At 45.3% G+C, this 16,360-nt stretch carries 11 protein-coding genes and 1 tRNA gene; 6 read left to right on the plus strand and 6 right to left on the minus strand.

The window, feature by feature from the left end; translation table 11 throughout:
- Positions 1–708: 708 nt before the first annotated feature.
- On the plus strand, positions 709–3,516 hold the full coding sequence (locus tag QUA80_RS05975; RefSeq protein WP_333422329.1) for a GAF domain-containing protein: 2,808 nt from the start codon (positions 709–711) through the stop codon (positions 3,514–3,516).
- A 101-nt stretch (positions 3,517–3,617) separates the two neighbouring features.
- Positions 3,618–3,689: transfer RNA gene (locus QUA80_RS05980), tRNA-Gln, on the plus strand.
- 273 nt (positions 3,690–3,962) lie between these two features.
- Here the strand turns inward: QUA80_RS05980 and QUA80_RS05985 are convergent.
- Positions 3,963–5,120: a serine hydrolase gene (locus QUA80_RS05985; protein WP_333422331.1), complete on the minus strand. Its 1,158-nt coding sequence runs from the start codon at positions 5,118–5,120 to the stop codon at positions 3,963–3,965.
- A 521-nt stretch (positions 5,121–5,641) separates the two neighbouring features.
- Between QUA80_RS05985 and QUA80_RS05990 the strand changes: the two genes are divergently transcribed.
- Positions 5,642–6,748 carry an N-acetylmuramoyl-L-alanine amidase-like domain-containing protein gene (locus QUA80_RS05990; RefSeq protein WP_333422333.1) on the plus strand — a complete coding sequence of 369 codons (1,107 nt, stop codon included), beginning with the start codon at positions 5,642–5,644 and terminating at the stop codon, positions 6,746–6,748.
- 283 nt (positions 6,749–7,031) lie between these two features.
- On the opposite strand, the gene QUA80_RS05995 is transcribed toward QUA80_RS05990, so the two are convergent.
- Both QUA80_RS05995 and QUA80_RS06000 read right to left on the minus strand, forming a co-directional pair.
- On the minus strand, positions 7,032–8,381 hold the full coding sequence (locus QUA80_RS05995; RefSeq protein ID WP_333422335.1) for a D-alanyl-D-alanine carboxypeptidase: 1,350 nt from the start codon (positions 8,379–8,381) through the stop codon (positions 7,032–7,034).
- 742 nt (positions 8,382–9,123) lie between these two features.
- Positions 9,124–9,480: a ribbon-helix-helix domain-containing protein gene (locus tag QUA80_RS06000; protein ID WP_333422337.1), complete on the minus strand. Its 357-nt coding sequence runs from the start codon at positions 9,478–9,480 to the stop codon at positions 9,124–9,126.
- Between the two features lie 581 nt (positions 9,481–10,061).
- Between QUA80_RS06000 and QUA80_RS06005 the strand changes: the two genes are divergently transcribed.
- The 3 genes from QUA80_RS06005 (at position 10,062) to QUA80_RS06015 (ending at position 13,507) form a co-directional block, all read left to right on the plus strand.
- Positions 10,062–10,577, plus strand: coding sequence for an HNH endonuclease (locus QUA80_RS06005; protein WP_333422339.1), 516 nt, complete (start codon positions 10,062–10,064; stop codon positions 10,575–10,577).
- A gap of 160 nt (positions 10,578–10,737) precedes the next feature.
- The gene (locus QUA80_RS06010) at positions 10,738–11,136 is read left to right on the plus strand and encodes an alr0857 family protein (RefSeq protein ID WP_333422341.1); all 399 of its coding nucleotides are present in this window, start codon (positions 10,738–10,740) and stop codon (positions 11,134–11,136) included.
- A gap of 598 nt (positions 11,137–11,734) precedes the next feature.
- The gene (locus QUA80_RS06015; protein ID WP_333422342.1) at positions 11,735–13,507 is read left to right on the plus strand and encodes an NHLP bacteriocin system secretion protein; all 1,773 of its coding nucleotides are present in this window, start codon (positions 11,735–11,737) and stop codon (positions 13,505–13,507) included.
- Between the two features lie 109 nt (positions 13,508–13,616).
- Here QUA80_RS06015 and QUA80_RS06020 read toward each other — a convergent pair whose 3' ends face one another.
- The 3 genes from QUA80_RS06020 to QUA80_RS06030 all read right to left on the minus strand — a co-directional run bounded on the left by QUA80_RS06020 (position 13,617) and on the right by QUA80_RS06030 (position 16,290).
- A complete protein-coding gene (locus QUA80_RS06020) occupies positions 13,617–14,711 on the minus strand; it encodes a T3SS effector HopA1 family protein (protein WP_333422344.1) in 1,095 nt (364 codons plus the stop codon).
- Positions 14,712–14,766: 55 nt separating this feature from the next.
- Complete coding sequence (locus QUA80_RS06025; RefSeq protein ID WP_333422345.1) at positions 14,767–15,915, minus strand: hypothetical protein; 1,149 nt, start codon at positions 15,913–15,915, stop codon at positions 14,767–14,769.
- 153 nt (positions 15,916–16,068) lie between these two features.
- Positions 16,069–16,290, minus strand: a complete 222-nt coding sequence (locus QUA80_RS06030) for a hypothetical protein (protein ID WP_333422347.1) — start codon at positions 16,288–16,290, stop codon at positions 16,069–16,071.
- Positions 16,291–16,360 lie beyond the last annotated feature (70 nt).

Raw genomic sequence — 16,360 nt, forward strand, 5'->3', positions numbered from 1 at the left:
TACAAAACATACTTCCTGCAGTTATTTTTTGAGAGTTGCCTCTACGCAATAATTGTCAACCCCGTTGGAGCGTTAGTTGAAACTTTACCCCTGTTTTTTTTACCTCAAACTCGAAAAAAGCGATTGGGAGAGTTGTCGATCGGCAATTACAACAGTTGCAAAATGTGCATCCTGGCCCATAAACCCTAAAAGGTCGAGTTTGAACAACTATTGTTACAAAGTTTAACATTTTACCAATCTTTTGTAATTCATCTCCTAACTGTAATTGAACTCCAAGCTAAGGCACAGCTCGGTAAAGGACACTGGTATTGTGGCACAAACCCCTGATTTTAATTTACCAGCAAGCCAGCTACCCACCATTAGACAAGTCTGTTAAAATACAATTAAACTGATAAAAAAATTCTAGGTAAGCAATCGTCATAAATTTGGGAAAGAGGCTTCCTCCCAACAGAGGCTCTTAGATTTAGAGAGCCGGAGGTATTCAAAAGCACAGTCAACTGGAAGTATAATTTATATAGTCTTAGATCTGGGGTGCTCTAACTCCCATAACTCAAAAGTTTCCAGATCGGTCAAGAGGTTTGTCTGAATTCGGCGCCAGCAACCTGCGCCGAACTTGCGCCCAGAGTCTCTCAGCACAGAATTCACAGCTTGTTTTTCAAGGGAAGTGTTGAGAAGGGCGGTTGCCAGCAACTAGACGGGCAGTTACACATGATGAAAGCACCCTTGCCTCTTGGTAAAAAAGTGTTCAAGCTCCATAACATTGACTTGTATCAGCTTCTCGGCTCTGCTCCAGACGCTTGCTTGGATAATTTAATAGGTTTGGCAGCTCAAATGAGCAGAACTCCTATTGCTTTCTTGAGCTTGATTGACGGTAACCGCCACTGGTTGAAGTCGCAGTTAGGTATCGATCGAACTTTGGCCGACTGTTACCTGAATTTTTGCGATCGCGCCCTGGACCAAATTCCCGAAGAGTTCGCAGCCGGCTCAAACTCAAACTCAGAATTTGACCGGGCAATTTCCCTGCAAAAACCGCCAGTTGCTCCGGAATTTGCGATCGAACTCCCTATAAATTCGTTTAAAGAACTGCCTGCCGCCATTGTCCGAGACGCTTCCACAGATGTGAGATTTGGCGAGCATCCGCTGATCGTTTTCTACCCCTTCGTCAAATTTTACGCCGGAATCCCAGTTGTGAGCTCAGATGGGCAGGTGCTGGGAGTGCTATCCGTCATGGACTCGGTGCCGCGAGACTTGACAAAAGAAACGATAGAAGGTCTGCAAGCTTTGAGTCGGCAAGTTGCAAGTTTGGTCGATCTGCGCTGGCAATTAGCCAAAGCTCAGAAACCGCTGCCAGAGGTAGAAGATATCAGCTCGAACAGCCAGCAAATCTCGGAGTTAGTTTCTGGCTCGAACCGCTGCTGCTTGTGTGCGGTACATACGCCACAGAGCAGCAGGAGAATATACGGAACAAAAAAGCTCCCGACGCAGGGCGAAACAGACAAATCTCAATATGTGTGGGCAGCTTCAGCGGGCATCGGGCGCGCGGACGATACCCAACAAATCAGAGAAATCGCTGCCGACCCCCAGGACACCTCGGATCGCCAACTAACGGCAGCATGCCTAGAAGAGCCAGCTCGCTTGGGAACCCTGCAAGCTAAAGTCGGTGCAGCCCTCGGACAAGGCGGGAAAATATCGGTCATCCTCAACCGCTGCACCGAGGCAATGGTAGAGTACCTCGACGCCACAGGGGCGAGCATCTGGACGTTCAACCTGCAAACAGAGCGGTTAGAATTGCAGGCCTATTCAGGACTTAGCAGCCAAGAGCGGACACGGGAAATAGAAGATTGGGTGCGAACCGAATCGGGAAAACTCCAAACGGCTCCTGTGTGCCTAATGTCCAACCCGTCTCTTTGCACCGTTGCCTATCCGCTGATTGTCGAGGAGCGGCTGGTGGGAGTGATGGCTCTGTGCAGTAGCGCTTTGGCAAGCGAGCGAGCGCTAGAAGTTCTCGGTTGCATGGCTAACGCCATCGCCGTGGCGATCGATCGCCACGCGGCCCGAGAAGAATTGTTGAGCCGCCGGGAAGGCCTGCTCTTCGGCCTCGCCAGCCAGATGCGGAATTCCCTCGACCTCGACAAAATTTTAGAGACTGCTGTCAACGAAATTCGCAGCTTGTTGCAGGTTGACCAGTGCTACTTTTTGTGGTACTCCGTCTCGCGAGACGGGCAGCCAAGCTTTGCAATCACCCACGAAGCGGCAAATCCGGAAGTGAAAGACCGGCTTACAGAATACCCGATCGAACAAGTAACCCTGCTGGCCGAGAAAATTTGCCACCGCCAAACGCTCCGGATCGGCGACGCTGCAACAGCACTGTGCATCGAACCGCCCACGCGAGCTTTTTTGAGCAGTCTCGGGATTGTTTCTAACCTGCTGCTGCCGCTCAAGACTCGCTCCGGTCAAATGGGTGCTGTAGTTTGCAACCATTACAGCAGCCACCGTTCCTGGGCGACGAGCGAAGTGGAATTGCTGCAAGCGGTGGTGGATCAACTGGCGATCGCGATCGACCAAGCCGAACTCTACGCCCAAACCCGGGCGGCAGCCTTAGCCGCTCAAACTCAAGCCCGTCAACTGGCGGAAACTTTGCAGCAGTTGCAGCAGAAAGAAGCTCAGCTGATCCAAAACGAAAAAATGTCCTCTCTCGGTCAAATGGTCGCCGGCGTCGCCCACGAAATTAACAATCCGGTTAATTTTATTTACGGCAACTTGACTTATTGCAAGCAGTACATGAAAAATTTGCTGGATTTGCTGCACTTGTATCAAAAGCACTACCCCCAACCTTGCCCCGAAATTCTCGACAAAAACGAAGAAATCGATGTTGATTTTATAGTGCCGGATTTGCTGAAAATTCTGTCTTCAATAGAGATGGGAACTGAACGCATCCGCCAAATTGTCCTGTCTCTGCGGAACTTCGCGCGGCACGACGAAGCCGAGATGAAATCGGTGGACATTCACGAAGGGATTGACAGCACGCTGCTGATTTTGCACAGCCGCTTGAAGCCAAACGGGCTAGTGCCGGGAATTGAGGTAATTAAAAACTACGGCGACTTGCCGAAGGTAGAGTGCTATCCCGGACAACTCAACCAAGTATTTATGAATATTTTGGCGAATGCGATCGACTCATTAGAAAATCAGCCTCCACCCAAGACGATCAAAATCTCGACGGCGGTAGTGGGCCAAGACTCTCAGGCTGATGAGTCAGGAAAGTCGAGGGGTCAAGTTGTGGTGATTCGGATTCAAGATAGCGGGCCCGGATTGCCCGAAAAAGCTAAATGCCACTTGTTTGACCCTTTCTTTACCACTAAACCTGTAGGCAAGGGTACGGGACTCGGCTTGTCTATCAGCTACCAGATAGTGGTGGAAAAACACGGAGGAAGTTTGAAGTGTATCTCGGAACCGGGACAGGGAGCGGATTTCAGGATTGAAATCCCGGTAGCTCGCCCCCCTGAACTCAAAGCATAAACCTGCGGGCGATCGCTTTCAAAAACATTTTTTAAATTTTATTGTCAAAATGCTTGACAGATTTCTGTGTTTGAATGTTAAGATAGTGAAGGTTAAGACGTTGGGGCGTCGCCAAGTGGTAAGGCAGCGGGTTTTGGTCCCGCCATTCAGAGGTTCGAATCCTTTCGCCCCAGTTAAATTGTGTCCGCTCAATCAATTATCTAACTGATAGTTTTTAGTCCGTGCTTTGCAGACAAAACAGTAGGGACTCCCTAACTGCACATCTAATTAGGGGTTGCTCACAGGATGTTGTAACAAACCGGGTTTCTGGCTGCGGGCTTGGTCTAAAACCTGATATTTTCGATCCAGAAACCGGTTTATTTGGTCGCCAGTGCTGAATTTGTGGCAGAAACCGGTTTTTTTGCGTCAGTCCTCATATAAAAAGAGTGAATTCGCCCTACTCAACATCACTGCAAACTGCTGGGGCCGCGAGTGTTTAGCCGATCGAAAACGTATCGGGAAATGGCCGGAAAAGCTGTTTCGTCCTTGGCATAAGCAGGATCGTCTGCAAAAACAACTAAGATATAAATCGCGCGATCGTCTAAAGTTCTAACAAATGCCGCTTCGCTGCGGGATTTGGAAGTATAGCCCACTTTGGAACCAAAATAAATATTAGTTGGTAAAGATTCGCCGAGAAATCCTTTTATCGAATTGCTAGGGTCATTTTTCCATGCCTTGGGGTCTAAATCTCTGGTCAGCAAGTAAGCCATTTTGCGGCTGGCGACGCTAGAAACCGCTTGCCTAGTATAGATTTCATATATTAATCTGGCGGCTTGGTCGGTAGTTACTTGATTGCGAATCGGTTGGGAAGCATCGCCCCGCAATTGCAAGTCGCGACCGATAGGACCTTCTTGCCTCAAATAGTATATGGGATAATTTTTGGTGCTTATACGAATATCATTGTAGCCTGCTGACTGGAAAAATGTGTTAATTTGCGTCCGCTTTTTCAGCCAGGTTTGCAACTCTTCTCCTGCGAGCCTTCCGCCGGATTTTGTATCTGTGATTTTATCTAAAAGCCTGCTGGCAGCATCGTTGTTGGAGATGCGAATCATTTGCTCCAGGTCGTTTTTAAAGGAAGATTCTCTTTGCGTAATCAGGCCTTTTTCGATGGCTGAGTAAAAGGCTGCCATCCAAAATAATTTGGCAACGCTAGCGGGAAATCGGAGAGTTTGATTTTGATATCCGGCAAAGGTGTGAGTTTTGGAGTTGCTGACATCAAATAAGGTAATTGATAGCCGTTCTGCCGGCAGTCCTTTGCTGGTTGCAATCTTCACAGATTCATCAACAATCCCTTGCAATTCTTGAGAGTAAACTGGATTGGGAGGTGTTTTGATGTTGTAGCTGAAGGTAGGCTCGCTTTGACGGTCGGCTAAATTTTCCGATGGTTCAATTGTCGGAGGCGAGAGTGTTTCTTGAGGCGAGATGGGCTGTTGAGTCAAGATGACTGGCGGTTCTGGGGGACGGCGAATTCTGAACGGTATTGTGACAATCCAACCGATCGCGATCGCCCCGGCAATCAAGCACAGGATGTTACGGTATTTTAACCGAGAAAATTTCGTCCTCACTCGGCGACGAGATTGGACTGGGCCCTGGCTGCTTCGGCGACGAGATTGGACTGGGCTCTCGCTGCTTTGGCGTCGGGATTGGATTATACCTCTTTCATGAATCTTTGCTCGATCGGTCAACCGCAGATACAAGGCAGATGAACGCAGATTAACGCAGATAATTTCAAGAATTGAGAGTGACTTTTGCAACAAGTCTATTGGGCGTCGGGTCTGGATTGGGCGTCGGGACTTGACTGGACGCTCCCTGCTTTGGCGTCGGGACTTGACTGGACGCTCGCTGCTTTGGCGTTGGGGCTGGACTGGGCGTTGGGGCCCGATTGGGCTGCGTCGGCGTTCTACTTGCATTGTGTTGTGGTATCAAACTCGCACGATCAGTTTATAATAGGGCGGCGTCTAAATGACAAGTGTGTCGATCGAGTGTGCTGTTGCCAATTTTATCGGTCTGCTAGGCTGATTGAGACTTCTAATAATTGTAAAAATTTCAGGATAGCACTCAGTTGAAGCAAAATCCTTTGAAAAACATGAGAAATTTTTTGAGTCTGGCTGTTTTGGGATTTGCGATCGCCAGCGTGAATAATTTTTTAATCCGTGATGTTTGGGCATTTCAGTCTCAACCTGCTGGGGAATATGTTGTCGATAGACAAACAGCAGGACAGGGAGCAGATGTAGCGGTTTCCTTGACGGGAGAAAGCGAAAATCGGGAAGTAACAAACAAGCAAACTGTTTCCAGTTTCCCGAGTCTGTTTTGGGACTTCAACAATTTAGCGGAAATTTCTTATTCCGAATTGCTGAAGGTGCTGGCGAGACGACCGGAATCAAATAATACGGAGAGAGAAACCGCTGCACAACCAGAAGACATAGCACGTTTTGAAAAGGTTGTACAGTATGCAAAACGACAAAATTTGCACGATCGCTCGCTCGGAGAAATCGTCCAGGCGATCGCCGATTATTTCCTAGGAAAACCCTACGCCGAGGGTTTGCTGGACAAATCCGGCGAAGAAAAGTTGGTCGTAACTTTGAATAAATTTGATTGCGTTTTGTTTGTAGAAACAGTTTTGGCGATCGCCAGGGGCGTAGCAGTACAAGATTACGACTATCAAAATTTTGTAAATCGCATAGAAGAACAGCGGTATTTAAACGGTAAAATGAACGGTTATTGCAGCAGGTTGCACTATTTTTCCGAATGGATTAACGACAATCAAAAACGGCAAACAGTGGAAAATATTACCGCTAAATTGGGCGGAGTGCCTATGAATAAAACACTAAATTTCATGAGCCAGCACCGCAGCAGTTACCCGCAAATGGTCAAAGACGAAGCGACTTATCAGTGCATTGTCAGCCAAGAAGCAGACTTAGCCAAAACTACTGTTAATTACATCCCGACAAATCGGATAAAAAGTGTTTATTCTCAGTTAAAACCGGGGGATATTGTAGCGGTAGCCACGGAGATTAAAGGATTGGATGTCACCCACACGGGTTTAGTCTACCGCAATGCTGACGGCAATATGGGTTTAATTCACGCTTCGCCTGCTGGGGAGGTGACAGTTGCTTACGACTTGCAGAGATATATTAGGAGAGTCGAAAGTGCGATCGGCATTGTGGTAGCGAGGGCGAAAACCCCTAATTAAATTAGTTTCTACTCCTAGGGTGCATCAGCTTGCATTATTTTAGCTGCAAATTCAAAACTTCTATGCTGACCAGGAATTTCAAAGGTGGTACCCGCCACGCGATTTATCCGTGGAATCAATCCAAAATCTCAAATCTAAAATCCTCAAGAAAGAGCACTTATCTCGCGCAAGTCAATCTAAAATCTAAAATCTAAAATCTAAAATCGATTGACGCACCCTAAAAACTCTGTTGTGGGGTGGGCTTCTAGCCCGCCCGGAATATACAAATTAAATGCACAACAGTTTATTGAACAATTTCGCTGCGAGATACCTTACTATTTCTAGCAGGATTTGGCGTTAATTCGGGCGGCGAAACTTGAACGCTTCCCCACTCATTCAAAAAGCTTTTCAGCAAAACCTCTTGCTGAGTGCGAAATGTCTCGACATTTGCCCCGCGATTCATAATCACAAACCACACTGTTTCTTGTTTTTGAGTTGGCAGCGCTCCGCCCAAAGCGCTAACATTATCCAACGTGCCAGATTTGACTACTGCTAATTTGGGAAGCGGTCGTTCTGACAGTATTCCTTTATCTTTCCCAACTACAGTTAAGACATCCGCAACTGTCATGCTGTAAGGTTGAAGATAGCGTTCTAAAGCGATAAACAACGCGCAAGCAGCCCGGGGAGAAATGAGATTTTCTTCGCTCAATCCCGAACCGTTGACGAGTTGAATTTCTGCCGGCGGAACTCCGGTTGCTGCTGCTGCTTTTTGGGCGACTATTTTAGCGCCGCCGACAGTATCCGCTAGCATATCTGCCATGAGATTGTTGCTGTACTGATTCATTTTTTTGATCAGTTCGGCGAGGGGCAAAGAATAATGTTTGACTAAAGGTTGCACGTCATTGGGAGGTGCTGACAAAACTTTTACAGTACCCTCAATTGCTATTTGGGGTTTTGGCGTATTGGGAGGCAGGGTTTGATACTGGGCGGCGGCTTCGCTGGGCCAGATTTGACTGTTCAATCCTTGTTTGAGCAATTCTCCCGATTTGAGGGGATCGAGTTCAAAGTTCATGTAAAACTTATCGGCAATTATCAAATTACCAGTGACTCGCTGGATACCTTTTTGATTTAAGGCGTTACCGAGGGCGATCGCCTCTTCCCAAACAAACAACGGATCGGCGCTTCCCTGAACAATTAAATCGCCTTTTAATACACCGTTTTCTATTTTTCCAGTTGTACCAATTAAAGTAATAAATTGATGTTCAGGCCCGAATTGTTGCAGCGCTACCAGAGATGTTGCTACTTTGGTAATAGAAGCGGCTGACAGAGGAACTGTACCTTGATGATTCGCTAACAAAGTATTGCCAGATTGCATCCAGATCCCCTGGTCTTCTTTGGCAAAACCTTGTGCTGTCAAGCCGTTGAGATATTGCTGGATTTTGGTATTTGTGGGGGTTTCGGGATTGGTAGCAGAGACTATTAAGGGCTGAGGCTTACTTGGTTTAACCGGCGGCGGAGAAGATTCAGCTACAGGAGAGGGAGATGCAAGTTCAGGTGATTCAGTAGCTGCGCAGCCGGCAATAATTGTGAGAAGGGCGATCGAACTCGCAGCAGTCAAGTAGCGGTTTTTCAGCATTACTTTAATTTTTTCCATCAAATTTACGATCGTCTGTCAGCACGCCCGATGGAAAGTTTAGCACTAGCCCGTGCGTTTTGGAGCATCCGCACCTGCGTTACCAGAATCCGGAACCGCTGGCATTAGCTATCTTCTTCTCCATCTTTCTTCGTGCTCTTGGCGTCTTCGCGGTTGGTTAAATAGATATTGTTTCAATACTGCGGGATTTTATACCAATAGCCCGGACTGTTTTAGTTCGTAGTCTGAAACCTTCGATTTTTCGTTAGTAGCTCACATCTTGCATCATTCTCAAGAACAGGCTTTCCGGCCTGTTCCACCGCAAGTGCAATTGCTTGTGGGGAGTAGGGTTGGGTAGGAGAACCCGCCCATAAAAAGCTGATTGAAAATGGTGCAAGATGTCATGTCATCTGCGATCGGTTAACCATAATATCCCGGTCGGGGTGGGTTTTTGAGATTGTCAATTGTTGGCAGGTATTGTTGGTGAACCCACCCCTACAAAAATCGCTGTCGCTCGACCGAACATGATGTCAGTTGGTAGTTCTATTGCCGAATCGCCTTGAAATCCTGATTCTACGGTTGGCAATCAACAACAGTCCGAAGTATTTTTATACCAGTTCCCAAAAATAATGCAACTCTAGACCAGCGCTCTAAACCCCGATCTTATAAGCCATTCCCAAATCTAAAATCTAAAATCTAAAATCTAAAATCTAAAATAGTACGATCTTCAGCGCCTGGGGTGAAGGCCCCAGGCCGATCGCTCTTACAAATTGGGTAAACTGTTTAATCCCGCCATACTCCCCATACTCAGCGGAACCATTTCGCCGTGCATCGTCAGTCCTAATAACATCGGCCCGCCCGGTCGAATCAACTCTCCTGTAAGCGCGCAGCGTTCCTCCTGCTGTGCTGTGGCATTAATGCTGGCTCGAATATCCGATCGAGAAAACATCTGGCGGTACTCTCCAGACTTCTGCTGCACGTAATTCCAGAGCAAATCTCGAATCAAAGCTTGATAGCCTTGATTGCCCGCGAGTTCTTTGAGTCTCTCTTTGAGTTCTCTTTCGAGTCGAATGCTGGTGACTTCCATTTCGGTGGTTGAGGTTCTAGGTAGGGTATGCATAATTTTTTCTCCGTGACGGGTGGACATATGTGTAATATCAGTGTAGTATGTTTAAAGCTAGATTTAAAGGTCTCTTACCACTTTCTGCCGACTTTGAAATTTCTTCCCACCTACTCCACCTGTCAACTGAAGTGCGATCGCCCAAGGGGTCGCTCCGAGTCGTTATGGCACGTCTTTAGGACGGGTTTTGCGACTGTCGCAGCGACCTCGTGCGGGGGGCGGGGCCTAATTAAACCCGGTTATAGTGGATTAGGACAAATTTCAGAAATTAATTACAACGAGGTAGACCGAGACGGCCTGCAAGTCGCACAGCCATATCGAGATACGCGAAGCGGGAGGTACAGCTAAACGACTGTACCAAGACAGGATGAAAATTTGCACGAACGCAGTTTTTCTAGCCCCCGCTTCTCTCGTAACAGAAGCGGGGGCATTTGATTGGATATTTGAGAAATTCCCAAAGGCTTGGGGAATTCGCAAAAACTAGATATAGCCAATGCAGGCGTTGCATCGAAAATTCCAAATCCCAACAAATCCCAAATCTAAAATCTAAAATCCAAAATCCAAATGAGGAGGAGCAAGCCGTGACCGTAGTAACTGATGTATTGAGGCAATCTGTGGTGGTGTTTTCTCAGAATTACCTACCGATGAGCCGTGTCAACATCAAACGGGCGATCGTACTTTTAGTAACAGGCAAGGCTGAACCTCTGGATTTTAGCATTGGCAAGGGCTGGCTGGTACGATCGCCAAGCAGCAGCATCCACGTACCCGAACAAATCCGCTTGACTTTTGGCAACAGGGAACGCCTGTGGAAAGTCCCCCCGGTCAATCGCCGGGAAGTTCTGCGCCGCGACGCTCATTCTTGCCAATACTGCGGTAGCAGCCGGCATTTGACGCTGGATCACGTGATGCCTCGCTCGAAGGGCGGCCCGCATACTTGGGACAACGTGGTGACGGCTTGCGAACGGTGCAACTCTCGTAAGGGCGATCGAACTCCCGTAGAAGCTGGAATGTCTCTGCGAACTAAGCCGAAAGCCCCCATACACCCCACTGTTGCTTTTGCAGAACTGTTTTGGCACGAATACCAAATTGGGGAATAAATAATGGGAAGAATTTTAGATTTTAGATTTTAGATTTTAGATTTTAAATTGATGCGTAATTCTCATCTAAAATCTGCCCTAACTCCCAATTACCAATTCCCGATTACCAATTTTCAATTACCAATTTTCAACTTTCAATTCCAAATTTAGGGCTGTCAATATGCTGAAGTTGACTTACACTGAAACGGGCTTTAACCTCGAGCGTTTGGCTCAATCTCCCGAACAGTTAGTGGCGCTGCGAGTTGTGCTGGCTATGCGAGTTGGTCAAAGCATCAGCGTCGAACCGAGCACTGCGGCATTTTTGCTGCCCGCGAATTTGGCGGCGCTGTCTCTGTTGGAATCTGAGGCCCGGCGAGACGACAACGATGCGATCGAGCTTTGTGTTGCTGATGCTGACTTTGTAGAAGTGACTCTGCGGGGGACGTGGATTTCTGGCGCATCTGAGGGGGCTGACGGCGTGTTTGCGACGGTGTTGGGCGATCGGGCGGAGCTCTTGCTGCTCAAACTCTGGCTCGAAACTCAGGCTGCTGCGGAAGTTGTCGGGGAAATCGGCGATTAATATCGGATGTTAAACAACCAAGAGGGAACAAGCAAAAAGGAAATATTTTCCGCTTTGCATAAAGGTGCTATAAATGGAGGTCAAACCTCATGCAATGTCCTGAATGCTGTTCCCAACACATCCGTAAGAACGCTAAGATCCGAGGTAAGCACTCATCACATTTGTGTAGATTGCGGTCAATCGATTTTAGATTTTAGATTTTAGATTTTAGAATCGACCCCACGGATGAATTCGGGGGCGAGCACAAGATGATTCGGAGCTTTTTTTCTCCCTCCACGGATGAATCCTCTGGCCCCGGACCTAATTACTTTCGGTCATCAGTTTATTGATGTTGAAACAGCCCCCAAAGATATTCCGACGAGTTCAAATCTCGGTAGTCTGAAAAGGGCGTTGCTGATTCACGGTATGAATCAATTTTTCGGTTGAAGTTACAAAACTCACCCTCAAGCGGGCCCATAGCAATTGGAAATCTTGAATTCATACCTGTATTCAGCAACGCCAAATTAGGGTTTTTGAAGTGAAACTAATAGGTAAAGTATCATGGGACTTTAAAGCTTACTATAGAAAATATCACTAGCCAAGCAAACACAAAAAATGTATGCCTTCAGGCAACAAACTCTTCCGTGAAGAAGCGCTTGAGCGCCTTTCCTCACCCGAACAACTCGACAAACTAATGCGGGTAGTCAGCCCTCAAACTTGGTTGCCTTTGGTTACGATGGGCTGTTTAATTGTTGGGGCTGGCGTTTGGAGTGTAGTTGGGCGCATTCCTCTCACAGTTACCGGTGCTGGCGTATTGATCCGTCCCCGTCATGTGGTACAATTTCAAGCGCCTAAGGAAGGTCAAATATTAAACATAAATATTAAGGCCGGAGATAGAGTTAAACAAGGGCAGGTACTCGCTACGATCGATCAGTCCCAACTTCAAAAAGAATTAGAGTTACAAAAAGCCAAGTTAGCCCAACTGCAACAGCAGAATCAAAGTACCTTAACTCTGCAAAAGCAGCAGATAGCGCTACAATTGATAACGCTTCAGCAACAGCAGAAAGACTTAGAAGAAAGTTTTCGTCGCGAGTCACTCGCACCAATGCTGCGAGAAGAAACGCTCAAAGCACTAGAGCAAAAACGCTTTCGTCTGGAAGAAAGTGTGCGCCGGGAGCAAGTTACGCCTGTGCTGCGCCAACAAACTCTCACCGCACTTGCACAAAAGCGTAAAAGTCTGGAGGAAAGTGTGCGCCGAGAGCAAGTTACGCCAATGCTGCGCCAACAAACTCTCGCAGCACTGGCAGAAAAACGCAAAAGTCTTCTGCAGCGAAAGCAACAAATTAGCGCGTTGCTAAAAACTTTGCAACAGCGGGTAGAAGCTCGTCGCGGTTTGTTTGAAGAAAAAATCGTCAGTCAGGATGTGCTGTTGCAGTCGGAACAGGAATTGTTGAACGCGCAGACGCAAGTGTCGGATATCGACACGCAACTTAAGGAACTTGATGTTCAGAAAACCAATACCGAACGGGAATATCTCCAAAATCTCAATAAAGTTGATGACATCAAGAATGCTATTAAAGAAATTGACGTTCAAGTTATCAATACAGAACGGGAATACCAGCAAAACTTAAATAGAATTGACGAATTCAAAACCAACTTACAAGAAATCCAAATCCAAAAAACTAATGCGGAGCGCGAATACCTACAAGCTCAAAATAGAATTGACGAATTCCAAACCAAAATTAAGGAAATCGAAGCTCAAAAAAGCCAACTGCTTCAACAAGACGTAGAAAAGTCTATTGACAAAACCAATCAAACTCAAGTAATAAAAGACAATATTTCTCAATTAGAAGTGCAATTGGCTCAGTCAAGTCAAGTTATCAGCAAACATGATGGGTATGTTTTAGAAACCAGCGTTATTCCGGGTCAAATTGTGGGCGCTGGAACTCGTTTGGGAATAATTGAAGCTGAAGATTCTAATGTCAAACTGGAAAGTCTTGTTTATTTGGCGGATAAAGATGGTAAACAAATTAAACAAGGTATGAATGTACAAGTTACGCCCAGCGTTGTCAAGCGCGAGCGCTACGGTGGTATTGTTGGGGTAGTAACGAAGGTTTCTCCTTTTTCGGTGACAACTCAGGAAATTGCTGCAATTGTTGGCAATGAAGAGTTAGCGAAAAGTCTGGCTGGTGAGAATGGTGCCAGAGTGCAAGTTTTTGTTCAATTGCAAGAAGATGCAACTACAAAGAGCGGTTATAATTGGTCTTCTTCCAAGGGGCCTGAGTTAAAACTTTCATCAGGTACTACTACATTAGTTCGGGTCAAAGTAGGAGAAGTGGCTCCGATTTCTTATATTATTCCTATGTTTCGCTCTTGGACTGGTGTTTATTGAAAATAAACAGGTTTTTTTTAACAGGAAAATGAGCAAAAAAGACAGAATTACGATCAAATATTTGCTATGGGAATTTTCAAACTGTCACGAATCAACTCACACCCTTGCTTCAGTCTAATGGTGTGTAAATATCTTCCGAGTTAGGATTCAGATAGGGACGCTCTATGTCAAGCCCCAACCGCTCAAAGTTTTGGATGATATATTTCATCCGAGCTTGTTTTGATTCATCATTGTTTTGATGAGCTGCTAACAAAGCATTGGCAACAATTTCGCAGCGGTTTTCTCCAAACTTTTGTTGAGATCCGAACTTCAGTTCAGAAGCCGGATGTTCGGCTAACCCAATACCAGGTGCGAGTACCTTAGTAAATATGGGAACCCGATCCCGAAAGTGAGATTTATTTTCTGCGTAAATCGCCTGTAAGACTGGTAAAAGAATTTCTTTGTATCGGTAAGACTCGTCTGGATTATAAGGAAATTTCAGTAATCCTGAGTCATACAAGCTGTAGTTCAAAGGATTGTGTAACACCTCGAAGGCGAAGGGAACTTGAACTTCATTCAATTTTGTCGTTAAATAATTCATACTCCAAACAGCAGCTTCTGGAGTGAAGTTGAAGTAAACAACTATTCCGTCACTGTGAAACTTGAGAGGCGGTAAACCACCTATGCCATCGCCATTTGCTCTATACCTATCTCCATTAATATAGCTAGAAGGTAACAAGACTGCTACTGGATCGTTTACAGCAGCAGATTGCAAGGCTACAGGAAGATGACGAGCTCGCTGGATGTGTAGAACCACACCATCGAATTCTGCGGCAAGGCTACCATCAGCTTCCTGTTTAACGATGCGGTGTCCGGGATGAAAAAAACCTTTTCCGTGATTGTTTCTATCCAGTTGTTCGTAAAATTCCCAGTCTATTTCTCTGGAATCTATTTCTTGGAGAATTTGTTCGTTCGTCTTAATTCCTGGGCTGACTTCTCTGATACGCGAACCTTCAAAGTAAATGCTATGTATAAATTCTAATAACTGGGAGTTTAAATACTTATCCTGACTTGCTTGAGGCATTTTTTGCAGTTGTGCCACAGTAGCAGCAGGAGTTTCTATAGCAGGATAGTGAGAATGACTGATGCGGAATTCGGAGGATTCTATTTGAATGTTGCTAGCAATATCATGTAAAGTCTCTTGTAAAGTAGGTGGGAATTGCATGATAGATACTCCTACATCCAGTTGTAACAGGGTATTGAATCAAAAATTATAAAATTTAAATTGACAGGAATTTTTCTGGTTTGCATAGTAATTGTGCAGCAATGAAAAAATAAAGGTTTTGGCGACTTAAAGCAATCTCTGGCTGAAGTTGAAACTCTGTTAAGAGTTGATAAATTAAACCAAGTCCAGCAAACTGAACAACCCGTTTGAGAAATTCTGGATAATCTTCTAAAACTTTTGGGTAAGTATTGATATAAGCTTTGGTCATGGCTACAATTGAAGGACGAACGGCTTCTAGAGGGATTGTGGCTAGCTGTAGAGATTTTTTGATTTCAATAGCACGATGCGCGATCGTACTGTCGATCCAGAAGAGAAAATAGCCAAGAATTGCTTGTCCTAAATCGCAAGCTGGATCTCCCCAACTATATGCTTCCCAATCAATAATCTTAATTAGGCTTCGAGCGGAATTCTGAATTTCCGATCGTAACTTATCCCAATGCTGGGGTATGAAAATCTTATGAAATTGAATATTATTGTGTGTTAAACAGCAGTGGCGATGATTCAACACCAGTTCTGTAACTACTTCCCTCACAGCATCTGATTGTTTAAAAATACCAAGAAATCTCCAAGAAAGCGCTTGAGTCTTCTTTAAACTCTCAGGTTCAATCCGGCTGACAAGATAGTCAGAAAGATAATCGGGATAAGGAAGTTGGTAGTTAAATTTACATTCTTCCAGTTCAGTCAGAAAAGCGTGGCATTTCTGAGAACTCATCGTCTGTGAATGTAGCTTTGCTAAAGTTGTTCCCACCAGTTCTGCTAGCGCTATTGGGAAAGCTTCCTGATGTTCATAAAAACTTTTTAAGGTAATATAATCATTTGGGCATTTGTATATAAGTATCGAATTGCTGTCATCAAAATGCAGGACTTCTGGAGTTAAGGAGGAAGCATAATCTAAATCTTTGTGAGACTGCAAAAAATTATAAAGCTTCCACTCTTTAGAAATCCTAAGATCGTTATCCAGTCTACTAAAATGAGGTAGCTGCTTAACAAATAGCTTGCCCTGATTTCTAGTCAACTCGACGACCCAATGAAAAGTCCTGCTATTATTAACGTCAACTTTCAGATGGTCTAAGTCGTCTTTGTGGCATATAGCAGCATCAATTAAGTAATCAAATAGGTTTTTATAGTTGAGTTTGATAGCCACAACAGATACTTTTTCTAGACGAGTGTGTTTTCAGACCCGATAAATTTAATAAATAAACCACAGAATAGGTATTAGAGAGGGGTTATTATTCCACTCTCTATTTAACTAGGCAAATTGGTTTTAGGTGCCAAGCATTATGCTTTGAGCAAGCGATTAATATTCGCAGAGCAATAAGCTTAAGGTGCTACACTGATCGGAAAGATTTGCCCCTACTTCATTGCCAGCTACATCTAGTCCTACCTTTACGCCTCCTCCTACTATTTGAACCAATTCACTATCGGTCAGTTCATTCAAGAAGCTTTCGGAATCGGCAAACAAGTCAGTTCCGGCGATTGTCACGTCATTATTTTCGTCATTATTTTTCGGATTAATCATTTGATTTTCCCTTCTATGTGTCTTGAAATTAATAATTTAGCATACAGTATTCTCCAGTAGTAAGTTCTTC

The sequence above is a fragment of the Microcoleus sp. F4-D5 genome, assembly GCF_036704885.1.
GTDB lineage: Bacteria > Cyanobacteriota > Cyanobacteriia > Cyanobacteriales > Microcoleaceae > Microcoleus.